The organism is Streptomyces sp. LBL (assembly GCF_029893585.1).
Classification (GTDB): Bacteria; Actinomycetota; Actinomycetes; order Streptomycetales; family Streptomycetaceae; genus Streptomyces.
Window position 1 is genome coordinate 101485 of sequence record NZ_JARXYX010000024.1, and the last position, 22797, is coordinate 124281.

26 protein-coding genes and 4 pseudogenes are annotated in these 22797 nt (G+C 69.6%); 10 read left to right on the forward strand and 20 right to left on the reverse strand.

Annotated features, from left to right (window positions below; genetic code table 11):
* Nucleotides 1-172 precede the first annotated feature (172 nt).
* From M2271_RS27220 to M2271_RS27230, 3 genes are all read left to right on the forward strand, one after another.
* On the forward strand, nt 173-1243 hold the full coding sequence (locus M2271_RS27220) for a M4 family metallopeptidase (RefSeq protein WP_280889968.1): 1071 nt from the start codon (nt 173-175) through the stop codon (nt 1241-1243).
* 137 nt (nt 1244-1380) lie between these two features.
* Nucleotides 1381-1647: a protealysin inhibitor emfourin gene (locus tag M2271_RS27225; RefSeq protein ID WP_280889969.1), complete on the forward strand. Its 267-nt coding sequence runs from the start codon at nt 1381-1383 to the stop codon at nt 1645-1647.
* Nucleotides 1648-1693: 46 nt separating this feature from the next.
* Complete coding sequence (locus M2271_RS27230; protein ID WP_280889971.1) at nt 1694-3025, forward strand: GH1 family beta-glucosidase; 1332 nt, start codon at nt 1694-1696, stop codon at nt 3023-3025.
* 76 nt (nt 3026-3101) lie between these two features.
* On the opposite strand, the gene era is transcribed toward M2271_RS27230, so the two are convergent.
* A complete protein-coding gene (era, locus tag M2271_RS27235; RefSeq protein ID WP_280889972.1) occupies nt 3102-4058 on the reverse strand; it encodes a GTPase Era in 957 nt (318 codons plus the stop codon).
* A 220-nt stretch (nt 4059-4278) separates the two neighbouring features.
* Between era and M2271_RS27240 the strand changes: the two genes are divergently transcribed.
* A complete protein-coding gene (locus M2271_RS27240; protein WP_280889973.1) occupies nt 4279-5589 on the forward strand; it encodes an ammonium transporter in 1311 nt (436 codons plus the stop codon).
* Entirely contained in the window at nt 5586-5924 is a 339-nt protein-coding gene (locus tag M2271_RS27245) for a P-II family nitrogen regulator (RefSeq protein WP_280889974.1), read from the forward strand. Before M2271_RS27240 ends, M2271_RS27245 begins: the two co-directional genes overlap by 4 nt.
* On the opposite strand, the gene M2271_RS27250 is transcribed toward M2271_RS27245, so the two are convergent.
* From M2271_RS27250 to M2271_RS27290, 9 genes are all read right to left on the reverse strand, one after another.
* Nucleotides 5818-6831, reverse strand: a complete 1014-nt coding sequence (locus M2271_RS27250) for a DUF916 domain-containing protein (RefSeq protein ID WP_280890016.1) — start codon at nt 6829-6831, stop codon at nt 5818-5820. The genes M2271_RS27245 and M2271_RS27250 overlap by 107 nt on opposite strands.
* 85 nt (nt 6832-6916) lie before the next feature.
* A complete protein-coding gene (locus tag M2271_RS27255; protein ID WP_280889975.1) occupies nt 6917-8272 on the reverse strand; it encodes a beta-xylosidase in 1356 nt (451 codons plus the stop codon).
* Nucleotides 8273-8491: 219 nt separating this feature from the next.
* A complete protein-coding gene (locus M2271_RS27260; protein ID WP_280889976.1) occupies nt 8492-8968 on the reverse strand; it encodes a hypothetical protein in 477 nt (158 codons plus the stop codon).
* Nucleotides 8969-9270: 302 nt separating this feature from the next.
* A complete protein-coding gene (locus M2271_RS27265) occupies nt 9271-9621 on the reverse strand; it encodes a cytidine deaminase (protein WP_280889977.1) in 351 nt (116 codons plus the stop codon).
* Between the two features lie 48 nt (nt 9622-9669).
* Nucleotides 9670-10029 carry an MmcQ/YjbR family DNA-binding protein gene (locus tag M2271_RS27270; protein ID WP_280889978.1) on the reverse strand — a complete coding sequence of 120 codons (360 nt, stop codon included), beginning with the start codon at nt 10027-10029 and terminating at the stop codon, nt 9670-9672.
* On the reverse strand, nt 10026-11336 hold the full coding sequence (locus M2271_RS27275) for a hemolysin family protein (RefSeq protein ID WP_280889979.1): 1311 nt from the start codon (nt 11334-11336) through the stop codon (nt 10026-10028). The genes M2271_RS27270 and M2271_RS27275 overlap by 4 nt, the downstream gene beginning before the upstream one ends.
* Nucleotides 11333-11830 (reverse strand): rRNA maturation RNase YbeY, encoded by a 498-nt coding sequence (ybeY, locus tag M2271_RS27280; protein WP_280889980.1) that lies wholly within the window; start codon nt 11828-11830, stop codon nt 11333-11335. Before ybeY ends, M2271_RS27275 begins: the two co-directional genes overlap by 4 nt.
* A 14-nt stretch (nt 11831-11844) precedes the next feature.
* Entirely contained in the window at nt 11845-12903 is a 1059-nt protein-coding gene (locus M2271_RS27285) for a PhoH family protein (RefSeq protein WP_280889981.1), read from the reverse strand.
* A 216-nt stretch (nt 12904-13119) separates the two neighbouring features.
* On the reverse strand, nt 13120-14241 hold the full coding sequence (locus M2271_RS27290) for a PfkB family carbohydrate kinase (RefSeq protein WP_280889982.1): 1122 nt from the start codon (nt 14239-14241) through the stop codon (nt 13120-13122).
* A 275-nt stretch (nt 14242-14516) separates the two neighbouring features.
* Here M2271_RS27290 and M2271_RS27295 point away from each other — a divergent pair, with 275 nt between their 5' ends.
* Nucleotides 14517-15299, forward strand: coding sequence for an IclR family transcriptional regulator (locus M2271_RS27295; RefSeq protein WP_280889983.1), 783 nt, complete (start codon nt 14517-14519; stop codon nt 15297-15299).
* Nucleotides 15300-15323: 24 nt separating this feature from the next.
* On the opposite strand, the gene M2271_RS27300 is transcribed toward M2271_RS27295, so the two are convergent.
* The 4 genes and pseudogenes from M2271_RS27300 to M2271_RS42590 form a co-directional block, all read right to left on the reverse strand.
* Nucleotides 15324-16316 carry an adenosine deaminase gene (locus M2271_RS27300; RefSeq protein ID WP_280889984.1) on the reverse strand — a complete coding sequence of 331 codons (993 nt, stop codon included), beginning with the start codon at nt 16314-16316 and terminating at the stop codon, nt 15324-15326.
* Nucleotides 16317-16336: 20 nt separating this feature from the next.
* Nucleotides 16337-17242, reverse strand: a complete 906-nt coding sequence (locus M2271_RS27305; protein ID WP_280889985.1) for a ribonuclease Z — start codon at nt 17240-17242, stop codon at nt 16337-16339.
* A gap of 17 nt (nt 17243-17259) precedes the next feature.
* Nucleotides 17260-17613: a histidine triad nucleotide-binding protein gene (locus M2271_RS27310; protein WP_280889986.1), complete on the reverse strand. Its 354-nt coding sequence runs from the start codon at nt 17611-17613 to the stop codon at nt 17260-17262.
* Nucleotides 17614-17771: 158 nt separating this feature from the next.
* Nucleotides 17772-17929, reverse strand: a pseudogene (locus M2271_RS42590) (transposase); the annotation flags it as partial.
* Between the two features lie 89 nt (nt 17930-18018).
* Here M2271_RS42590 and M2271_RS27315 point away from each other — a divergent pair.
* A pseudogene (locus M2271_RS27315) lies at nt 18019-18153 on the forward strand (hypothetical protein); the annotation flags it as partial.
* Nucleotides 18154-18272: 119 nt separating this feature from the next.
* Here M2271_RS27315 and M2271_RS27320 read toward each other — a convergent pair.
* From M2271_RS27320 to M2271_RS27335, 4 genes are all read right to left on the reverse strand, one after another.
* Nucleotides 18273-18662, reverse strand: a complete 390-nt coding sequence (locus M2271_RS27320; RefSeq protein WP_280889987.1) for a hypothetical protein — start codon at nt 18660-18662, stop codon at nt 18273-18275.
* A 7-nt stretch (nt 18663-18669) separates the two neighbouring features.
* Nucleotides 18670-18834: a hypothetical protein gene (locus M2271_RS27325; RefSeq protein ID WP_280889988.1), complete on the reverse strand. Its 165-nt coding sequence runs from the start codon at nt 18832-18834 to the stop codon at nt 18670-18672.
* 342 nt (nt 18835-19176) lie between these two features.
* Nucleotides 19177-19497 (reverse strand): hypothetical protein, encoded by a 321-nt coding sequence (locus M2271_RS27330; RefSeq protein WP_280889989.1) that lies wholly within the window; start codon nt 19495-19497, stop codon nt 19177-19179.
* An 89-nt stretch (nt 19498-19586) separates the two neighbouring features.
* A complete protein-coding gene (locus M2271_RS27335) occupies nt 19587-19856 on the reverse strand; it encodes a hypothetical protein (RefSeq protein ID WP_280889990.1) in 270 nt (89 codons plus the stop codon).
* A gap of 91 nt (nt 19857-19947) precedes the next feature.
* Between M2271_RS27335 and M2271_RS27340 the strand changes: the two are divergent.
* From M2271_RS27340 to M2271_RS27350, 3 genes and pseudogenes are all read left to right on the forward strand, one after another.
* Nucleotides 19948-20343 (forward strand): annotated as a pseudogene (locus M2271_RS27340) (zinc ribbon domain-containing protein); the annotation flags it as partial.
* A 61-nt stretch (nt 20344-20404) separates the two neighbouring features.
* Nucleotides 20405-21322, forward strand: a pseudogene (locus tag M2271_RS27345) (Na+/galactose cotransporter); the annotation flags it as partial.
* A gap of 22 nt (nt 21323-21344) precedes the next feature.
* Nucleotides 21345-21677, forward strand: a complete 333-nt coding sequence (locus tag M2271_RS27350) for a hypothetical protein (protein WP_280889991.1) — start codon at nt 21345-21347, stop codon at nt 21675-21677.
* Nucleotides 21678-21773: 96 nt separating this feature from the next.
* Here the strand turns inward: M2271_RS27350 and M2271_RS27355 are convergent, their stop codons facing one another.
* Both M2271_RS27355 and M2271_RS27360 read right to left on the reverse strand, forming a co-directional pair.
* Nucleotides 21774-22607, reverse strand: a complete 834-nt coding sequence (locus tag M2271_RS27355) for an ATP-binding protein (RefSeq protein WP_280889992.1) — start codon at nt 22605-22607, stop codon at nt 21774-21776.
* Entirely contained in the window at nt 22604-22765 is a 162-nt protein-coding gene (locus M2271_RS27360; RefSeq protein ID WP_280889993.1) for a hypothetical protein, read from the reverse strand. The genes M2271_RS27355 and M2271_RS27360 overlap by 4 nt, the downstream gene beginning before the upstream one ends.
* Nucleotides 22766-22797: the final 32 nt, after the last annotated feature.

A 22797-nucleotide genomic window follows, 5' to 3' on the forward strand; every position in this document is an offset into this window, starting at 1 on the left:
CGAGCCGCGCCGGACGCGCGGGCCTGTATCAGTATGCGGGACCCCGGAGACCAACGGGACAAAACGTGCGCCATACCACTTCGTCGCGGATTGCGTGACCCGCTGTCCCGATATTTCACCAATCATGGTTGCGGGTAGTGACACTCTCATCACTCAGTGCAAGGGTGCGGGCATGACCACCCACGGGGGCTTCGAGCCCGTCTTCTGCACCGTCGTCCCGCCGCATGTCCTCGACAAGCTGGCCAGCAACGACGACCCCGCACTCTCCGGTCCCGCCCGGCGCACCCTGATGCGCGACAGCGAGCTGCGGGGCCGGCGCCGCGTCACCACCGAGTTCCGCCTCGCGGCGGCCCCGGCCGCGAAGGCACCGTCGGACCAGCCGCTGCGCACCCTCTACGACGCCGGGCACGGGACCGGCCTGCCCGGCACCGAGGTGCGCGCGGAGGGCTCGGAACCGGGCCAGGACGCCACGGTCAACCGCGCCTACTCCGGCCTCGGCGCCACCTTCGACCTCTACCTCAAGGCCTACGGCCGCCACTCGATCGACGGCGACGGCCTGCCTCTGGACGCCACCGTCCACTACGACGAGAACTACAACAACGCCTTCTGGAACGGCGAGCAGATGGTGTTCGGCGACGGCGACGGCGAGATCTTCCTCGACTTCACCATCCCGATCGACGTCATCGGCCACGAACTGACCCACGGGGTCACGCAGTACACGGCGAACCTCACGTACTTCGGGCAGCCGGGCGCTCTCAACGAGTCGGTGTCCGACGTCTTCGGCTCCCTCATCAAGCAGTACACGCTGGGCCAGACCGCCGCCGAGGCCGACTGGCTGATCGGCGCGGGCCTGCTCGCCCCGAGCGTCACCGGAAAGGCCCTGCGCTCCATGAAGGAGCCGGGCAGCGCGTACGACGACGACGTCCTCGGCAAGGACCCGCAGCCCGCGACGATGGACGACTACGTCCGCACCGGCCGCGACAACGGCGGCGTCCACATCAACTCCGGCATCCCCAACCACGCGTTCTACCTGGCCGCCACCGCCCTCGGCGGCTACGCCTGGGAGAAGGCGGGCCAGGTCTGGTACGACGTCCTGACCGGCGGCGAGCTGACGGAGCGGGCCTTCTTCACCGACTTCGCCAAGCTGACGGTGAAGGCGGCGCGCGAACGCTTCGGCGACGGCGGCGAGGAGTTCCAGGCCGTGGGGAAGGCGTGGGAGCAGGTCGGGGTGCGGATTTCGTAGACGCGGATGTCCTCGCCTCGGCACGCCTCTCCTCGCCCGCCCCGCCCCCCTCCCGTCTCGTCCCGTCCTGCCCCGTCTCGTCTCGTCCCCTCCCGTCCTGGTTCCGTACCGGGCACTTCCGTACTAGACAGGGATCCATGCGTATTCAGGTGAGGCGCACGGGCGGGTTCGTGGGCATCGAGCGGCATGCCGAGGTGGACACCTCGGGGCGGCCCGACGCCCACGAGTGGCAGGCCCTGGCCGAGAAGGCGGTCGCCGCCGGCCGGGGCACCCCTCCGATCGGGGTGCCGGACGGCTTCGGCTACCAGATCACCGTGGACGGGAAGACGGTGTACGCGGCGGATCCCCGGCTGACCGAGGAACAGCGGCAGCTGATCTCGAAGGTGCTGAAGGAAGGCGCGTAAGCGCTCGTTCCCGCCTGCCCGTTGACTTCCGTTACCGCCGGTACGGATGATCCGGCGCATGACGACGGACCCGATGCCTCAGTTCCCGCCCGGTTTCCTGTGGGGCGTGTCGACCTCGGCCCACCAGATCGAGGGGGCCCCGGACCAGCGCGAGCCGTCCGTCTGGGACGCGTTCTCGGCCGAGCCGGGACGGGTGAAGGACGGCTCGACGGCGGCGGTGGCCTGCGACCACTACCACCGCTACCGCGAGGACGTGGCGCTCCTGGCCGGCCTCGGCGTGGACGCGTACCGCTTCTCGGTCTCCTGGCCGCGGGTGAACTCCCCCGGCGGTCTCGACTTCTACGACCGCCTGGTGGACGAACTGTGCTCGGCGGGCGTGCGGCCGGTCCCGACCCTCTTCCACTGGGACCTGCCGGTCACTCTCCAGGAGGCGGGCGGCTGGCTGAACCGGGACACCGCCGCCCGCTTCGCCGAGTACGTCTCGGTCGTGGCCGACCGGCTCGGCGACCGCGTGAAGAAGTGGATCACGATCAACGAGCCCGCCGAGCACACGCTGTTCGGACACGCGCTGGGCGTCCACGCGCCGGGCAAGCAGCTGATGTTCGACGCCCTTCCCGCCGCCCACCACCAGCTCCTGGCCCACGGCCTGGCCGTACGGGCCCTGCGTGCGGCCGGCGCCACGGACCTCGGCATCGCCAACTCGCACGGTCCGACCTGGCCGGCGTCCCAGGAACCGGCGGACCTGGAGGCGGCCGGTTTCTACGACGTCCTCCTCAACCGCCTGTTCGCGGACCCGGTCCTGCTGGGCGCATACCCGGACGGGATCGGCGAGTTGATGCCGGGTGATGTCCCGGCGGACCTGAAGGTGATCGGGGAGCCGGTCGACTGGTACGGCGTCAACTACTACGCGCCGACCCGGGTGGGCGCACCGCTGGGCGCCGACATCGAGTTCGGCGGACTGACGATCCCCGCGGAACTCCCCTTCTCGGTACGGGAGATCGAGGGCGTCCCGGTGACGGACTTCGGCTGGCCGGTGGTCCCGGAGGGCCTGACGGAACTGCTCACCGGCTTCCGGGACCGCTACGGCGACCGCCTCCCGCCGGTCGTCATCACCGAGAACGGCTGCTCGTACGAGGGTCTCGACGACCAGAACCGGATCGCCTACCTGGACGGCCACATCCGGGCACTGCACCGCGCGGCGGAGACGGGCGTCGACGTACGCGGCTACTTCCTGTGGTCCCTGCTCGACAACTTCGAGTGGGCGGAGGGGTACGCACGGCGGTTCGGGCTGGTCCACGTGGACTTCGAGACGCTGGCCAGGACACCGAAGGCGTCGTACCGCTGGTACCAGGAGCTGCTGCGAGCCCAGCGGGGCTGAGGTCCAGGGGGGTGGTGTCCAGCGGGGGGCAGGCGGAGCGTAGGCCCAGGGGGCCGAGCCCCCTGGGTGGGGGCGCTCAGAAGCCGAGTTTGCGCAGTTGCCTCGGGTCCCGCTGCCAGTCCTTCGCGACCTTCACGTGCAGGTCCAGGAAGACCGGCGTGCCGAGGAGAGCCTCGATCTGCTTCCGCGACTTGATGCCGACCTCCTTCAGGCGCTTGCCCTTGGGGCCGATGACGATCCCCTTCTGGCTGGGGCGCTCGATGTAGACGAAGGCGTGGATGTCGAGGAGGGGCCGGTCGGCGGGGCGGTCCTCGCGCGGGAGCATCTCCTCCACCACGACGGCGATGGAGTGCGGAAGCTCGTCCCGGACCCCCTCCAGCGCGGCCTCGCGGATCAGCTCGGCGATCATGACCTGTTCGGGCTCGTCCGTGAGGTCGCCCTCCGGGTAGAGGGGCGGGCCCTCCGGGATCAGCGGGACGATCAGGTCGGCCAGCAGGTCCACCTGCTCGTCGCCGACCGCCGAGACGGGGACGATCTCCGCCCACTCGAAGCCCAGCTCCTTGCCGAGCTGGTCGATCGCGATCAGCTGCTCGGCCAGGGTCTTCGAGTCCACCAGGTCGGTCTTGGTGACGATCGCGATCTTCGGCGTCTTCTTGATGGACGCCAGTTCCTTCGCGATGAACCGGTCACCGGGACCGAGCTTCTCGTTCGCCGGCAGACAGAAGCCGATCACGTCGACCTCGGCCCAGGTCGTACGGACGATGTCGTTGAGTCGCTGGCCGAGCAGCGTGCGCGGTTTGTGCAGCCCCGGGGTGTCCACCAGGATCAGCTGGGCGTCGGGCCGGTGCACGATCCCCCGTACCGTGTGCCGCGTCGTCTGCGGCTGGTTCGCGGTGATGGCCACCTTCTGCCCGACCAGAGCGTTCGTAAGAGTGGACTTGCCCGCGTTGGGGCGGCCCACGAAGCAGGCGAAGCCGGCGCGATGGGGTGCCGACGACGCCGACGGCTCGGATGACTGACTGCGAACGCTCATGCGGCCCATTCTCCCTGATCCACAAGGTGTCGCCGCACAACCGACCGATCACCGTCTCTCCACACCTCACCCCGCGTCTCACCCCACACCTCACCCCGTGAGCTTTCGGAAACCCTCACGCAACGAAACGTCACGGAAACACACCTGTACGCAACCGGAAACGCACGCCGGTGACCCTCTGACGAGCCCCAAGGGCCCCCACACCGTTGGAGAGACGACCGTGACCCTCGCCGCCGCAAGCGTCGACACCGGCGACACCGCCTGGCTGCTCGCCGCCACCGCCCTCGTCCTGCTGATGACCCCGGGCCTCGCCCTGTTCTACGGCGGGATGGTCCGCACAAAGAGCGTCCTCAACATGCTGATGATGAGCTTCGTGTCGATCGCCCTGGTCACGGTGGTATGGCTGGCCGCCGGCTACTCCCTCGCGTTCGGCGACGACATCGGCGGCGGACTCCTCGGCTCGTTGGACCACGTCGGCATGGCGGGCCTCGGCCCGGACAGCGTCCACGGCACCGTCCCCACCCTCCTCTTCGCCACCTTCCAGCTGACCTTCGCGATCATCACGGCCGCCCTCATCAGCGGCGCGGTCGCGGACCGCGCGAAGTTCGGCGCGTGGCTGGTCTTCGTGCCGCTGTGGGCGCTGCTGGTATACGTTCCCGTCGCCCACTGGGTCTGGGGCCCGGGCGGCTGGATCCTGGACACGCTCGGCGCCCTCGACTTCGCCGGCGGCCTGCCGGTGGAGATCACCTCCGGCGCCTCCGGTCTCGCCCTCGCGCTCGTCCTCGGCCCCCGCCTGGGCTTCAAGAAGGACGCGATGCGTCCGCACAACCTCCCCATGGTCATGCTGGGCGCGGGTCTCCTCTGGTTCGGCTGGTTCGGTTTCAACGCGGGCTCCGCCCTCGGCGCCAACGGCCTCGCCGCCGCCGCGTTCCTCAACACCCTCGCCGCCGGCTGCACCGGCCTGCTCGGCTGGCTCCTCGTCGAGCAGAAGCGCGACGGCCACCCGACCACCCTGGGCTCCGCCTCCGGCGCGGTCGCGGGCCTGGTCGCGATCACGCCCTCCTGCGGATCGGTCTCCCTGCTCGGCGCCCTCGTCGTCGGCCTCGCCGCCGGCACGGTCTGCTCGTACGCCGTGGGCTGGAAGTTCAAGCTGAACTACGACGACTCGCTCGACGTCGTCGGCGTCCACCTGGTCGGCGGCGTCATCGGCACGCTGCTCATCGGCGTCTTCGCGGTCGACACCATGACCGACGGCCCCGAGGGCCTCCTCTACGGCGGCGGGCTCGCCCAGCTCGGCAAGCAGCTGGTGGCCGTGGTCGCCGTGGGGGCGTACGCCTTCCTCGTCACGTACGGCCTCGGCAAGCTGATCGACAAGACGATGGGCTTCCGCGCGAGCGAGGAGCAGGAGCACACCGGTCTGGACCTTACGGTGCACGCCGAGACCGCATACGATCACGGCGTCCTGGGCCACGGCGCCCCGGTCTCCGCGTCCTCCGTCCTCTCCGCCCAGAAGGTCAAGAGCCAGGCATGAAGCTCATCACCGCGATCGTCAAGCCGTACCGCCTCGACGAGGTCAAGACCGCCCTCCAGGAGCTCGGCGTGCACGGTCTGACCGTGACCGAGGCCAGTGGCTACGGCCGTCAGCGCGGCCACACCGAGGTGTACCGCGGCGCCGAGTACCAGGTCGACCTGGTCCCCAAGGTCCGTATCGAGGTCGTCGTCGAGGACGCCGCCGCGGACGCGGCGATCGACGCGATCGTCAAGGCCGCGAAGACGGGGAAGATCGGCGACGGAAAGGTGTGGATGCTGCCGGTGGAGACGGTCGTACGGGTACGGACGGGCGAGCGCGGACCCGACGCGCTCTGACCAGCAGGACGACGCCCACCACCAGGGCGACGGCCAGTACCGCCACGACCAGCCACGGCAGGGCGAAGAAGGACGCGCTCGCCGACTCCCGGGTGTTCTGCGCGCTCGCCGTCAACGTCACATCGCCCCAGTCGAGTTGCGGCGCGCCCCGCCACGGTTCGGAGAGCCGCACCCGCTGTCCGGGCAACAGCTCGGCGGGGACCTTCGGCAGATCGCGGGCGAGGAGCGTTCGGCCGAACAGGCCCTGTGCCCGCAGTTCCACCTTCGGGTCGACGGTGACGTTGCCGGTGTTGTGGAGGGTGTAGGAGACCGTCGCCGCGCTGTCGCCGAGGCCGGGGACGAGTGGCTGAGAATGGATGACGCGGACGTCCTCGACGGCGATCGCGGCGAGGACGGGGCCGCCGACGCGGAGGTAGACGCGGGCACCGACGGCCCGTTGCACACCGAGCGCGAGGGAGCCGTCGCCCTGGTCCACGCGTTCGTCGAGTGCCACCAACGCGCCCGGATGGTCCCCGGGTTCGGCGTCCGCGGGCACCCGGAGCGTGAAGGGCACGGCGACCTCGCCGTGCGCCGGGACGGTGACCCGGGTGCGGGCGGGCTTCGCCCACGCACCCACCCCGCGCTGCCTCTCCTTCTGCGTCCGTACGGCGAAACCGCCGTCGCGGGCGGTGTTGTAGGCGTCGGCCGCGTAGAGGCGGAAGGTCAGCGGGCCGCCGGTCTTGTTGGCGACGACGACCTTGTCCCTCAGGGTCGTACCGGGGTCGGCGGAGAGGTAGAAGTACGGGCGGTCGGCGATCTGCGAGGACGCCGGGTAGACGGACCAGTTGCCGTTGTCGGCGGCGTGGGCGGGTCCCGCGGTCAGGGCCAGGAGCAGCAGGCCGAGGAGGAGAACGGAGAACGTGCGCATGGGTGCGACGAACGTGCGCATGGATGCGGCCCCCACGGACGTGGATGGAGGCGACGGGCGGGTGCGGGCGCCCGTGCCGTCGGACTCAGCTGAGCGTGAGGGTGAGGACGCCGGAGTACGTGCCCGGCGGCGTGAACGCCGGTACGTCCAGGGAGAGTCCGGCATCCACGGTGAACTCACCGCCGGTGAGCGTGCCGTCCGGGGTCGACGCCAGGGTCGCCCCCGAGGTGCCCACCGTGCCCGCCGAACCCGCCTTGCAGGTGCTGGGACTGCCGGCCTTGGTCGCGCAGGCCGGGGTCCAGCTCAGCTTCCCGGCGTCGATCTTGGCACCGGGATCGGTGAGATGGGCGCCGGAGCCGGTGAAGTCGGTGACCTTGCCGGTCAGGGACCAGCCCGCCGGCCCGCCCCGGAAGTCCTTGACCGTCACCCTGTTGAGGGCACCGGTCGAGGGCCCGCCCTTGCCGAAGTGGACCGCCTTCAGCGCGACGGCGTCCCCGGCCTGGGACATGGACAGCGCCCCCGCCTTCACGATCGTCGTCAGCTTCTGGCTCCCGCCGGGCGTGGGCGGCGTGGTGCCGTTGACGACGTAGGCCGCCGGCCCCGCGCCGTTGTCCGGGTCCCAGGAGGCGCCCTCGTACGCGACGATCCCGCTCGTCGTCTTGTCGGTGACGACGAGCGAGCCGCTGAAGGCGCCCTGGGCGTCCGCGGTCACGGTCGCGGTGTCCCCGGTCTGCTTGTCCCCGGAGCGTCCGGCCAGGGTGACGGTCGCGCCCGCCGTGAAGCCGTTGCCGTTGACGGTGACGCTGTCACCCTGGTTCCCGGAGGCCGAACCCAGCGTGAGGGCACGCTGGTTGCCCGGGGTCGAGCCGTCCGTCGCGGTGACGGTCTCGGAGACCGGCGCGGGCGGACTGGTCACCGTGCACGGGGTGTCCAGCTCCATGATGTAGCTGGTGTGGATGTTGTAGTCGCCCGGCGAGAGCGTGATCGCGCCGGCCTTGGTGACCTTGAACGATCCGGTCATGGAGAACGACGGGAAGGGGGCCTTCCCCTTGACCGGAGCGTTCTTCTTCGGCCCCGCGACCGTCACGTCCCCGGTCTGCGTACCACCGAGGGTGACCTTGCCGGTCGGGGTCATGATGTCGGCCGGCAGGTCGAGCTCGGTGGGGTTGCCGGCGGCCGGGGCGACCACCGTGTAGGTCACCTTGACCGTGTCGCCGACCTTGGGGCTGGTGTTGTCGACCGAGACGTTGGCGGTGGTGGTGCCGTCGATCGGCGGGAGGCCCGCGATCGCCGGCGGGATGCAGTGCGTGGCGAAGTCGACGTTCTTACCCGCCGCACCGGCCGGGCAGGCCAGCGCCCCGCCCGCGGTGACCGCGACCGCGGTCACCCCGAGCAGCGACGCCCAACGGCGCCGGCGCGGTCTTCGGAGTGTCGGACCCATGCTTGCCCCCTCCTGAGGGATGCGGGCGCAGCGGCTTCTCTGCGCCGACAGGGGGCCATTGATGTGGAGGCGGAGTGAGAAGTCAATGCAGATGCCGCAGAAAGCTGACGGACCATCAGTTTCCGCGGCATCCGGAACAGTTCACTCAGTCGATCCATCAGTTGATCACTCGGCCGAACGCCCGGCCGAAACGCCCGGGCCGAGCGGTCGGTTGAACGCTCAGTTGTACACGAACGGGCCCGGTGACTGATTCGCGCTCGCCGTACAGCTGACAGAGATCCCGAAGACGGTCATCTGCAGCGAGCCGCCGAAGAACTCCAGGCGGTCGCCGGAGGTCACGGTGCCGTTGAGCGGGCCGACGGTGACCGAGCCACCGGCGGGTATGGCCGGGTTCTTCTTCCCGCTGAAGAGGACGGTGCCGCCGGCCGACCTCACCATGGTGAGCTTGGCCGTGATGGAGTCCTTCGCCAGCGCGAGCGGTGTGGTGATGGCGGTGGACGAGAGGGTCATGGTGGCCGAGGTGCCGTTCTGCGTCGCGGTCAGCGTGGCGGCCCCGCCGCCGAACGCTCCGCAGCTGGCGGTGATCGTCGCCGTCGTCGGGGCGACGGCGGACGCGGTGGGCGCGAACGCGAGTCCGGTGACCGCGAGGGCACCGACCAGTACTGCCGCACCTGTGGTTGTGCGCTTGCCTCTCATGGAGATGAGCTCCCTTCGTGCTGTCGGGGAGTGCGCGTCGACGGCCATCGGCTTTGACAGGTGGGTGCGGTCAACTGCGCGGCTCAATCTGATGGACCGTCAGGGGGTACGTTTTCATTGATGCGCGGGCAGCAGGCGCCTGCAAGGCCGATTTCCGGCCTACTCACTCAGCCCGTCCGGCGGGAGAGGACAAGGCTGCGCAGGCCGGAGGGGGTTCAGGGACGCAAGCCCCGCCAGGGACGCAAGCCCCTGGCGGGGCCGAAGGGGCGGGCAGGGCGGTGGCGGCGGGAACCCTGAGGACCTCAGCCCGCCGAGACCGTCAGCCGCACGGCACCGTCAGATCCCGCCACCAGCACCGGTGTCCCGGCACCACCCAGGTCCCGTACCGCCGCCAGATCCTCCCCCGGAACACCCTCCGCGTCCGTCACCACAGCCGCCGCCTCCAACGACGTCGCCCCTGACGCCACCGCCATCGCCACCGCCGTCCGCAGCGCGCTCAGCTTCAGCGAGTCCAGGGCCACGGTCCCGGCGACATACGTACGGCCCGTCTCGTCCCGTACGGCCGCCCCCTCGGGCACACCGTTGCGGGCCCGCGCCGAACGGGCCAGGGTGACGATCTTGCGGTCCTCGGGGTCAAGCGCGCTGTCAGTCATGGGCTGAGCATACGAACCCGGCGTACGCCCCGGTCGCGAGGGCGGCGTTCACGGACGGTCGAGGCGCAGCCGTTCCGCCCTCGGCAGACCTGCCACCACCAGGTCGTACGAGTCCTCGACCAGCTCCCGTACCAGCTCGTCCGGCAGGTCGGCGTCCACCGTCACCGTGTTCCAGTGGCGCTTGTTCATGTGATAGCCGGGGACGATCAGTCCCGGGTGTTCGCCGCGCAGCCGGATGGCGTCCTCCGGGTCGCACTTGAGGTTGACCGTGAGGGGGCGGGCGTCCAGCGTGGTCAGGGCGAAGAGCTTGCCCAGCACCTTGAAGACCGAGATCTCCGGCCGGAACGGGAAGTCCTCCGCGGCCTCGTTGAAGGACAGGCAGAGGGCGCGCAGTTCCTGGGGTGTCACTCCGCCTTCTTCTCCTCGTCCTCGGGCGGCCCCGCCGGGCCCACCGGCTCCACCAGCACCGTCACGATCTTGTTCCGGCGGCCCGCCGAGGTCTCCGCGGTCAGGCGCAGCTTGCGGCCGTCGGGGAGTTCGACCACCGAGGAGGCTCCGGCGATCGGCACCCGGCCCAGCGCCTTCGCCAGCAGACCGCCGACGGTCTCCACATCCTCGTCGTCGTACTCCTCCAGGTGGTACAGCTCGCCCAGGTCGGTGATGTCGAGGCGGGCGGTGACCCGGAAGCGGTCGTCGCCCAGGTCCTCGACCGGCGGGAGCTCACGGTCGTACTCGTCGGTGATCTCGCCGACGATCTCCTCGAGGATGTCCTCGATGGTGACGATGCCGGCCGTGCCGCCGTACTCGTCGATCACCACGGCCACGTGGTTGCGGTCCTGCTGCATCTCGCGGAGCAGATCGCCGGCGTTCTTGGTGTCGGGCACGAAGACCGCCGGGCGCATGGCGGTCGACACCAGCTCGGACTCGACGTCCCGGCTGATGTGCGTCTTGCGGACCAGGTCCTTCAGATACACGATCCCCACGATGTCGTCCTCGCTCTCCCCCGTGACGGGGATCCGCGAGAAACCCGACCTCAGCGCCAGGGTCAGCGCCTGACGGATCGTCTTGTAGCGCTCGATGACGACGAGGTCGGTGCGCGGGACCATCACCTCCCGTACGAGCGTGTCGCCCAGCTCGAAGACCGAGTGCACCATGCGGCGCTCGTCGTCCTCGATCAGCGACTCCTTCTCGGCGAGGTCGACCATCGCCCGCAGCTCCGCCTCGGAGGCGAAGGGGCCGCGGCGGAAGCCCTTGCCGGGGGTGAGCGCGTTGCCGATGAGGATCAGCAACGACGGGATCGGGCCCATGATCCGGGCCAGCGGCAGCAGGACGTACGCCGCCGCCGTGGCCGTGTTGAGCGGGTGCTGGCGGCCGATGGTGCGCGGGGAGACGCCCACGGCGACGTACGACACGAGGACCATCACCCCGATCGCGACCAGCAGGGCCTCGGTGGTGCCCTCGAACTCCCGCAGACAGGCGTACGTGACGAGCGCGGCGGCCGCCATCTCGCAGGCGACGCGGACCAGCAGCGCCACGTTGAGATAGCGGGTCGGGTCCGCGGCGATCTGGGCGAGCTTGGCGTTGCCGCGGCGGCCGGTGCGTACGGCCTCCTCGGCGCGGAAGCTGGAGACGCGGGCGAGGCCCGCTTCCGCGCAGGCGGCGAGCCACGCGACGACGACCAGGGCGATCGCGCCGGAGACGAGGGCGGGGCTCATGAGACGGTCGGGGCCGGCGACGGGCCGGTCAGGCCCTTCTCCGCGCGCCAGCCGTCCACGATGGCCGCCTGCAGGCCGAACATCTCGGCCTTCTCGTCGGGCTCCTCGTGGTCGTAGCCCAGCAGGTGCAGCACGCCGTGGACGGTGAGGAGTTGGAGCTCCTCGTCCATGGAGTGCTGCGTGTCCGCTTCCTTGCCCTGCTTCTCGGCGACCTCGGGACACAGCACGATGTCGCCGAGGAGGCCCTGCGGGGGCTCTTCGTCGTCCTTCGACGGCGGACGCAGTTCGTCCATCGGGAAGGACATGACGTCCGTGGGCCCCGGCAGGTCCATCCACTGGATGTGCAGCTGCTCCATGGCGTCGGCGTCCACCGCGATCACCGAGAGCTCGGAGAGCGGGTGGATGCGCATCCGCGCGAGTGCGTAGCGGGCGATGTCGAGGATCGCCTGCTCGTCGACCTCGGTTCCGGACTCGTTGTTGACGTCGATCGACATGGTGTGGTGCTTGTCTACTTCCGTTGGTTGCGGCCGCCCTTGTGGGTGCCGTTTTCCGTCCCGTTCAGGCTGTCGTACTTCTCGTACGCGTCGACGATACGGCCGACCAGCTTGTGCCGGACGACATCCTGGGACGACAGCCGGGAGAAGTGGACGTCGTCCAGCCCTTCCAGGATGTCCTGCACCTGCCGCAGACCGGACTTCGTCCCGCTCGGCAGGTCGACCTGGGTGACGTCACCCGTGATCACGATCTTCGATTCGAAACCGAGGCGGGTGAGGAACATCTTCATCTGCTCGGGGCTGGTGTTCTGGGCCTCGTCCAGGATGATGAAGGCGTCATTGAGCGTCCTGCCGCGCATGTATGCCAGCGGCGCGACCTCGATCGTCCCCGCCGCCATCAGCCGCGGGATCGAGTCCGGGTCCAGCATGTCGTGCAGCGCGTCGTACAGCGGGCGCAGATACGGGTCGATCTTCTCGTAGAGCGTGCCCGGGAGGAAGCCGAGGCGCTCTCCCGCCTCCACCGCGGGGCGGGTCAGGATGATGCGGTTGACCTGCTTGGACTGCAGGGCCTGGACCGCCTTGGCCATGGCGAGATAGGTCTTGCCGGTACCGGCGGGGCCGATGCCGAAGACGATCGTGTGCTTGTCGATCGCGTCGACGTACCGCTTCTGGTTGAGGGTCTTGGGGCGGATCGTGCGGCCGCGCGAGGAGAGGATGTTCTGCGTGAGCACCTCGGCCGGGGTCTCCTGGCCGTCGCTCGTCCCGTTCTCACTTGCCTTCAGCATGGCGATCGAGCGTTCCACTGCGTCCTCCGTCATCGGTTGCCCGGTGCGGAGCACCAGCATCATCTCCTCGAACATGCGCGAAATGAGGGCGACGTCGGCGGCGTCGCCGACCGCGCTGATCTCGTTGCCCCGGACGTGGATGTCGGCCGCCGGGAAGGCCTTCTCGATCACACGCAGGAGGGCGTCGCCGGATCCCAGGACGGTCACCATGGGGTGCTGGGCGGGAACGGTGAACTGTGCTCTCGCCTGCCCCTGCGCGGGTGTGTGAGCTATGGGTGTCTGAGTCATGGGCCGGCGCTTAAGGCCTGCGGTTCCTCCTCATCAGGGCCGCGTAGCTGAGAGCGGCCTAGCACCACCAAGAGTACGACGCGGGACTGACAACGCCGTAGGTGTTTTCACGGAGGGCTCCTGCGGGGCGGGCGGCCTTCCGGGGCGGGCGGCTCTTGTGCACTGTGCGGCCTTCCGGAGCGCGCGGCTCTCCCGAGCGCACGGCCCCCGCCCCGCTCACACCGATCGCCCGAACCCGATCGTCGGCACCGCTCGCCGCAGCGGCCAGGGCTGGTCCGCCTCCTCCGGTGCCAGGTCCGCGAGGAATCCGTACCGCCGCAGGGCTGTCGGGTCCTGCTCGGCCACCGACTGCACCCTGCGCCACCACGCGCCGATCTCGGACCAGCCGGGGGCGGACAGGGAGCCGCCGAACTCCTGGACGGACAGCGCGGCGGTCAGGCCCGCGAAGGCCAGCCGGTCGGCCAGCGGCCAGCCGGCCAGCGTGCTGGTGACGAAACCCGCCACGAAGACGTCTCCGGCGCCGGTCGGGTCGAGGGCCTCCACCGCGATGGCCGGAACCTCCGCCGTCTCCCCCGTCCGCCGGTCCACCGCGTACGCCCCTTCCGCGCCGAGGGTGACGACGGCGAGCGGCACGTGGTCCGTGAGCGCGTGCGCGGCGGCGCGCGGGCAGTCGGTTCGCGTGTACCGCATCGCCTCCTCCGCGTTCGGCAGGAACGCCTCGCAGTGTTCGAGATCGGGCAGAGCCGCCAGATCCCAGGCCCCGGTGTCGTCCCAGCCGACGTCGCCGAAGATCCTGGCACCCTTGCCCGCCGCCTGGGCGATCCAGGGGGCGCGTCGGCCGGGCGTGAGGGAGGCGATGGCGGCACGCGCGCGTGGCGGGCAGTCCGGCGCGGGCTCCTCGGGAGGGGGCTCGTGGCCGTGGGAGATCATGGTGCGCTCGCCCTCGTACGCCATGGAGACGGTGACCGGGGAGTGCCAGCCGGGCACCGTGCGGGACGGGGCGAGGTCGATGCCCTCGCCCTGTTCCAGGGTGTCCCAGCAGTACTCGCCGTAGTGGTCGTCGCCGAACGCGGCCGCGAGGGAGGTCCTCAGGCCGAGCCTCGCCAGAGCCGCCGCCATGTTGGCCACGCCGCCCGGGCTCGACCCCATCCCGCGGGCCCATGACTCGGTCCCGCGCACCGGGGCGGAGTCGAGCCCGGTGAAGATGATGTCGAGGAAGACGGTGCCCGTGAGATACACGTCCCAGGGCGGATCCTCCGGTGTGCGCAGGGCGGCCAGTGGGTCGACCCTGGGCCGGTTGCGGTGGTCCTCTCCGACGGACGCGGTGGACGCGATCACGGTGCGCTCCCTGACGTGGTACGGATCAGCCAGTCTGCACCACAGCACCGACAACCCGCCGACCGTCCTGCCGAGACCGCGGCTCGCGTCGGCTCCCCGCGCCGCCTGAACACCCCCGCCGACCCCCCACTGCGAGCAGTTACCAACGCCGGACGGAGTGCAGTAGGCCGAGTCGACTCGATCGTGTGAGGGTCGACTCGGGGACCAGCGGACCACGTACCGGATCACAGCGCGGCTCCTACGAGGTCGTCCGAACACCCCCTTACGATCGACGCATGTCAGACACAGGGGGCGTCCGCGAGGTGAAGTCGGCCGCGCGCACGGTCGAGTTGCTGGAACTGCTCGCCGCGCGGGGCGACCGTCCGGCCCGCCTCCAGGAACTCGCCGACGCGCTGGAGGTGCCGCGCAGCTCGATGTACGCGCTGCTCCAGACGCTGATCTCGCGCGGCTGGGTCCGCACCGACGTCACCGGCTCGCTCTACGGCATCGGCATCCACGCCCTGCTCACCGGCACGAGCTACCTCGACTCCGACCCCCGCGTGCGCGTCGTACTGCCCTTGCTCGACGAGGCGTCCCAGGCGCTCGGCGAGACGATCCACATGGGGCGCCTCGACGGCCGGGACGTGACGTATCTGGCCACGCGCGAGTCGCACGAGTACCTGCGGACCATCAGCCGGGTGGGGCGGCGGCTGCCGGCGCACGTGACCGCGCTGGGTAAGGCGCTGCTGGCCGAGCGGGACGACGCGGAGCTGCCCGAGGGGCCCTACGAGGCGCTCACCCCGCACACGCGCACCAGCAGGGAGACCTTGCTCGCCGACCTCGCCGAGGTGCGGACGCGCGGCTACTCGATCGACCGCGAGGAGAGCGTCCTCGGCATCGTCGGCTTCGGTTTCGCCCTGCGCTACGACTCCCCTGCCCAGGACGCCGTCAGCTGCTCGGTGCCGGTGACCCGGCTGACCCCGGAGCACGAGGAGCGGATCGTCGCGGTGATGCGGGAGATCAGGGGCAAGGTCGAGGCGGCGGCACCGGGCGCCGGGGGCGCGCCGCACTGGCGTTAGCGCACCCCCGTAGGCAGGCGCCGGCTACGGGAAGGCGTACGCCTCCACCTCCGCGAGGTACCGCGTCCGCCGCTCCTCGTCGTGGTCCAGGAAGGACGCGAGGAAGGAGTTGCGGGCCAGTTCGCGCAGCCGGTCCTCGCCCAGGCCCAGTGCCTGGTGTACGGCGTCGAAGTTGTCGCCCGCGTAGCCGCCGAAGTAGGCCGGGTCGTCGGAGTTGACCGTGCACATCAGGCCGGCCTCCAACATCGCGGGCAGCGGGTGGTCGCCGAGGACGTCGACGGTGCGGAGACGGACGTTGGACAGGGGGCACAGCGTCAGCGGCACCCGGTCGCGGACCAGCCGCTCGACCAGCGCCGGGTCCTCCATGCAGCGCAGGCCGTGGTCGATCCGCTCGACGCCGAGCACGTCCAGGGCCTCGGTGATGTACTCCGGCGGGCCCTCCTCACCCGCGTGCGCCACCCGCCTCAGACCCAAGGCCGCTGCCGAGTCGTACACCTCGCGGAACTTCACCGGCGGATGCCCGACCTCCGCCGAGTCCAGCCCGACGCCGGCGATCCGGTCGAGATACGGCTTCGCGGCCTCCAGCGTCTCCAGCGCCGACTCGGCGGACTCGTCCCGCAGGAAGCACATGATCAACTGCGTGGAGACGCCGTGCGCGGCCTCGCTGTTCCCCAGCGCCCGCCACAGTCCCTCGACGACCGTCCCCATGCCGACGCCCCGGGCGAGGTGCGCCTGCGGGTCGAAGAAGATCTCCGCGTGGCGCACACCCTGCGCGGCGGCCCGGGCGAGATAGGCGTTCGCCAGGTCCTCGAAGTCCCGCTCGGTCCGGAGCACGGCCATGAGCTCGTAGTACAGGTTCAGGAAGGACTGGAGGTCCGCGAACCGGTACGCCTCACGGAGCGCGTCCGTGTCGGCGTACGGCAGCGACACGCCGTTGCGCGCGGCCAGCTCGAAGGCCAGCTCCGGCTCCAGGGTGCCTTCGATATGGAGGTGCAGTTCTGCTTTGGGGAGGGACATCAAAGCATCGTACGGCCGTTTTACCGCCGTTTCGGAACCGGGACCCGCAGCAGATCGTGCGCCACCGTCAGCTCCCCGTCGTACCCGGCGGACCGCGCCTGCCGTTCGAACTCGTCCGGCTCGGAGTAGCGCTGGCTGAAGTGGGTGAGCACGAGATGCCGCACGCCGGCGTCCCGGGCCACGCGGGCGGCCTGACCCGCCGTCAGGTGCCCGTGTTCCACGGCCAGTTCCTCGTCCTCGTCGAGGAACGTCGACTCGATGACGAGCAGGTCGCAGCCCTCGGCCAGCGCGTGCACGCCGTCGCACAGCCGGGTGTCCATGACGAACGCGAACCGCTGCCCGCGGCGCGTCTCGCTGACGTCGTCGAGGGAGACGCCGTTCAGTACGCCCTCCCGTTGGAGCCGTCCGACGTCCGGGCCCTTGATGCCGTGCGCGGCGAGCCGGTCGGGCAGCATACGGCGGCCGTCGGGCTCGGTCAGGCGGTATCCGTAGGACTCGACGGAGTGGGAGAGCCTGCGGACTTCCAGGGTGTAGGCATCCGTTTCGGCGATCACCCCGTCCCCCGCGACCGGTGCCTCGGTGATCTCGACCGTCGCGCGGTAGGGGGTGGCCCACCGCAGCCTCTCGAAGAAGCGCTGCCCGGACTTCGGGTAGTGCGCGGTGACCTCGTGCGGAACCCGGTCGAGGTTGATGCGCTGGATGACTCCGGCAAGGCCGAGCGAATGGTCCCCGTGGAAGTGCGTGACGCAGATCCGGTCGAGGTCGTGCGCGGCGACCCCGGCGCGCAGCATCTGCCGCTGCGTGCCCTCGCCGGGGTCGAAGAGGATTCCCTCGCCGTCCCAGCGCAGCAGATAGCCGTTGTGGTTGCGGTGCCGGGTCGGGACCTGGCTGGCGGTGCCGAGGACGACCAACTCACGTACGGACACGATGGGTCACCCGGGGGTCATCCGGGCGGCCACTGCAGGCCGCGGCCGCCGAGGACGTGCGCGTGGGCGTGCCACACGGTCTGGCCGGCGCCGCTGCCGGTGTTGAAGACGATGCGGTAGCTGTCCAGCTGCTCCTGGTCGGCGATGGCCTGGGTCTCGCGCAGGACGTCCGCGGCGAGTTCCGGGGCGGCGGCGGCGAGCGCCGCGGCGTCCACGTGGTGGGCCTTCGGGATCACCAGGATGTGGGTGGGCGCCTGGGGGTTGATGTCCCGGAACGCGACGGTCGTGTCGGTCTCACGGACGATCGTCGCCGGGATCTGCCCCGCGACGATCTTGCAGAACAGACAGTCGTCCTGCGGTTCCCCTGCCATGGTCCCTCCGGGGGGTGAGCGGGTTGATCGGGTCGAGCGGGTTGATCGCGTGGGGGGGCATCGTATCGTCGCCGGGTGCGGGTGCTCTGTGGCCGGGGCGCGCGCCCACGCGACGGAGCCGCACATGACGCGGCCCGCGCACCCAGCTTGTTCTTCATCTACCAGGATCTTCCAGGCTTGCCGATGGCTCTGAGGTTTTCGGGGCGTTTACCGGTCTTGCCGACGTCGTAGCAAGGTTCCCGTGTTTGTTCTTGGCGCCGGGTGGTCGTCCGGGTCCGGCTCCTCGGGGTTGGGGAACACGGGCCGGGCAGGCGAGAGACTGTCACACTGGATCGCCCAAGTCCGCGCACCCGATCTGCCCCATCTGCACCCTGAGCCCGAGGCCTGGACCAAGACCGGGACACAGTGATCGCCGCGCTCACACTTCCGTACAGCAACGGCCCCACCGAGGGCATCAACACCAAACCCAAGCCGATCGCGCGCCAGATACACGGACGAGCCGGCTTCACCCTGCTTCGGCACCGCATCCTCCTCGGATAGCAGCTCACTCGGTCACCACCGAAAGTGGGACAGGGCCGTTGAGCAGACGCTCCCACCGAGGCCGATGGAGGCGAAAGGGCCGCCCCACCAGTGGATTTCCGGTAGGGCTGCCCTTTCGTCTACTTCCAGATGTGCGCGTACATCGCTTCGTACCGCGTGTACATCAAACCCAGTTCTCGCGGCTGGTTCCGTACATCCAGGAACTCCAGGATGAGCGAGCAAAGGTGGTGCACGACCTGCCGGTGCTGCTCCGGAGTCAGGTGGCCCGGGTCCTTCCACCCCCGGAGGCCCAGGTCGGGGAACAGGTCCAGGAGGACAAGCTTATGCCAGTAGAAGCTGCTGCACTCGCCCCTGCGGACGACCAGCCACTCCGTGAAGCCGCGCAGCAGCCCGCCCGACCTGCCGAGGTCGATGCCCGTGAGGAGCATGGCGGTCGGGTAGTAGGTGCCGTTCAGGCCGTACCCTTCCGGACTGTCGCGGATCGCCTCGACGATCATTTTGTCGTTCACTCGTCCCCTAGAACCCGAAGTCGATTTTGTTGTGCCTGGTCCACTGGGCCTTGTACTCGGCGATGGTGTCGCCGGCCCGTCCGGTCCAGGCGTCGTAAACCCGACCGTTGTAGACCACCACCACGTGGAAGAACCAACCCGCGTCCACTCCCCGATATTTCGGAAGGATCATCTCGTCTACCGGCTTGATGGTGATGATCTCGCCGCCGCCGAGGCTCTTCCTGATCTTCTCGGCGCATAGTCGATCCGGATGCCGGCGGCACGCCTTCGGTGTGGGCTGGGGCGGGTGGCTGCCGGGGGCCTTCGGCCGGCCCCCGGACCCCCGCTTCCCCCGGCACCGCCCTGCGCGGTCAGCGCTTCGTGGAGCGGGTGCGTGCGCGCCGGACGACACCGGGGCCGTGGCAGTCCCGGCCTGGGCAAGTTTCACAAATCCGACCGGGAATGAGGCTCGGCGAAGCGGCCCCCGGCAAACAGAGTTTGCCGGGGGCCGCTTCGCATCGGGGGTGCTCCGATTTTATTCTTTTCCGGAGTCGTTAGCCCTGGCCTGGAGGGAGTGATACTGCGAATACATGTGAGCCAGCGCCATCGTGTCATCCCGTACTGCCAGAAACTCAAGCAGGAGAGAGAGGAGCAGGTCTACAGCTTTCAGTTCTTGCTGTGCATTCAATTTCTCCAGTTTGTTCAGGCCCCACGACTCGACATCGGGGAATGCCTCGTCAAGGACGAGGGCCTGCCAACCGAAGCTGGAGCGTTCACCCTTGCGTACGATCAGCCACTCGGTGAAACCGCGTAGAAGCCCACCCGAGCGGGCCTCATCAAATCCGATGAGGAACATGAACGTACTCCTATACGAGCCGTTAAGGCCGTAGAGCCCTGGCCTGGATCTAACCCCTTCAAAGAACTTTCTGTCATTCACAGGTGTCCTCAAAACCCGAAATCGATGATGTCGCCGTACTCCCACCGACCCTTGTACTCTTCGATCAACTCCCCGCCCTTCGGAGTGAAGGCGTCATAAACCCGCCCATTGAGTACCACTACGGCATGGTAGTTGTTGCTCCAGTTGTAGGTCTCCTGATCGCGGTACTTGCCAAAGAATGCGCCAGGTGAGGGGATCCGGAAGATCTCACCATCGCCGAGGCTGTCACGGATCCGCTCAGCGCAGACCTGACAGTCGCCGGGGCCGTTTGTGATCATCGTCTTGTCCCGTGGCAGCCCCGGAACCTTGTGCTCCCCACACGGCACCCCGCTCGAGGCGGCCACCGCGTTCGTGGTGAAGCCGACCCGGATCGCCGTGGAAAACCAGTCGGTGGCGGGACTGGCCCGCACCAGGCTGGCCAAGAGTGTGCACGACGCCGGATGGTCCTCGTTCATCAGCATGCTGGAGTACAAAGCACAACGGTACGGCCGCACCCTGGTCAAGATCGGCCGGTTCGAGCCGACCTCCCAGACCTGTTCCGCCTGTGGCGTCAAGGACGGACCCAAACCCCTCAACGTCCGGGAATGGACCTGTACCGCCTGCGGCACCGTCCACGACCGGGGCCACAATGCCGCGATCAACGTGAAAACGGCCGCCGGACTGGCGGTATCGGCCTGCGGAGCGCCGGTAAGACCAGGAGCAATCCCGGCACAGCGCGAAGAAACAGGAAGCCACGGATTCCCGACCGAAGCCCGTGCCGCGTAGCGGCACAGCAACAAGTCGAGAAGGCCAGAATCCTCGGGCATCAGCCCGAGGTGCAATTCAATGGACGACGAACTTCGCCGAGGTCCAGCGGGCCCTGTCCGCGAAGAACCTCAGCGCCGCCCAGCGCACCCCGCTGATCGCGGCCTTCCCGAAGATCTTCATCGTCTTCCTCGTCATGATCCCGGGCCTGGTCGCGGCGGTCCTGGTCCCGAAGATCGGCACCGCGGGCTCCGACCTCCAGTACAACGACGCCATCCCCTACCTCATGGAACAGCTCCTGCCCAACGGCATCCTCGGCATCGCGGTCACCGGCCTCCTCGCCGCGTTCATGGCGGGCATGGCGGCGAACGTGTCGTCCTTCAACACGGTGTTCACCAACGACATCTGGGGCCGGTACGTGGTCAAGGGCCGCGAGGACGCCTACTACGTCCGCTTCGGCCGCCTGATCACGGTGATCGGCGTCACCGCCTCGGTGGGCACGGCGTTCCTCGCCGCGTCCTTCTCGAACATCATGAGCTACCTCCAGACGCTGTTCTCCTTCTTCAACGTGCCGATGTTCGTCGTCTTCATCGTCGGCATGTTCTGGAAGCGCGCGTCCGCGAAGTCCGGCTTCTGGGGCCTGCTCGCCGGCACCGTCACGACGATGGTGAACTACTTCTGGATCTACAAGCAGGGCATCATCGACATCCCCTCCGACCAGGGCGCCAACTTCGTCTCCGCCATAGCCGGCTTCGTGGCGGGCGCGGTGGTGATGGTCGTCGTGTCCCTCTTCACGGCCCCCAAGCCGGCCGAGGAACTCCAGGGCCTGGTCTACGGCACCCGCTCCCCGTCCCGGCTCCGCCCGACCGAGGGGACGCCCTCCCCCGGCATGGACGAAGCGCCCGCCGCCGGCGACGACGCCTGGTACCGCAAGCCCGCCCTGCTGGGCTGGGGCGCGGTGATCCTCGCGGCCGCCTGCTACATCCCGTTCTCGATCTGACCGCGGGAGGAAAGGAACCACCATGTCCGAGCACCCCACCGAAGACCGCGGTTACTCCGAGAAGGACGTCCAGCGCGAGGTCCTGGAACTCCAGACCCAGTCCGCGACAGCCGCCCGCCTCTTCGACATCCGCCGCATCATCGGCGGCCTGTTCGTCGTCTACGGCGTCATCGTCACGATCGCGGGCCTCACCGCCTCCGACGCCGACCTCGACAAGGCAGTGGACGTCAACATCAACCTGTGGACGGGCCTGGCGATGCTGGCCCTCGGCGTCTTCTTCCTGGTCTGGCTGAAGCTGAGGCCGGTGGCTCCGCCGCCGCCGGATGCCGTTCCGGCGGACGACGCGAAGAACTGAGGACCGGGGGGCGGGCGGCAGGCGGCGGTACGTCGTACCAGTGCCGCCCGCGCCCACCCTCACCGCTCGGTGTCCATGCAACGGCGACGGCGACGGTCACCGGACTGCATCCCCCGGAGCGTCAGCGAGGACCTCCGCCCAGACCGTCAGACCGCTTCCGCTCGGCTGGGCCCCCCAGCGGGCGGCGAGCACGTCAGTGATCAGCAGGCCGCGGCCGTGCTCGCTCTCCGGCCCCGGCGGACAGGGCGTTCCGGGGCGATCGGCGTACGGCCGCCGCCCGGCGCCCTCGTCGGTCACACCGATGACGATCCTGTCGGCGGTGAGGGCACACGTGACCGTGATGGTGCGGCTGTCACTGTGCTCCAGGGCATTCGCGACCAACTCCCCGCTGATCGACTCCAGGTCGTCGACCGAGCTCCTGGACAGCCCCCACGACCGGGCCGTGTCACGCACGTGACGCCGCGCGGCGCGCGCGGAGGAGAGGTCACGGCCCGGGAGGGCGAGCAGGCTGTGGGCCCGGAGCCCGGCTGGGCGACACCCCCATACGTGGCGGAGGACATCCATTGCCGGCAGCGGCCCGTCCGTGGCTCCACCCGTGGTTTCGCCCACGACTCCGCCCGCGGTTCCGCCCTCCGGAGCCCGCTGCCAACCCCCGAGGCGTGAGCCTCGTGACGTGGCGATGCGCAGCGTGTCGGAGAGAGCGTCCGCCAACTGGTCCGCCAGCAATCCCAGTTCCCTGTCACCCAGCCCTCCTGCCGCAAGCAGGTCCCGAGTCCGCCCGAGGAGCCGGTGGGCGAGGCCGAGTTGCACGCTCTCGATCCGGTCGGCGAGCCGGGAGGCAGAGCCATCACCACCGGTGAGCAGAAGACAGGGCTGACCGTGCGCGCCGGTCCAGGGCAGAAGTCGTACGCGGTCCGCCTGCTCACTCATGACGCCCCCCCCAGGCACTCCTGGATGTCACGGCTGTCGAGATCGACGCCGTACGGGGCGAGCCCCAGGGTGTCGCGCCTCAACCGCGGGAGGCGGGCTTTCTCCTCGCGCTCGTACGCGGTCAGGTTGGGGCGGACGAGGGGGGGTGGCGGAGCCATCGATGGGCTCGTACCAGGCGCGGGCGGTGAGA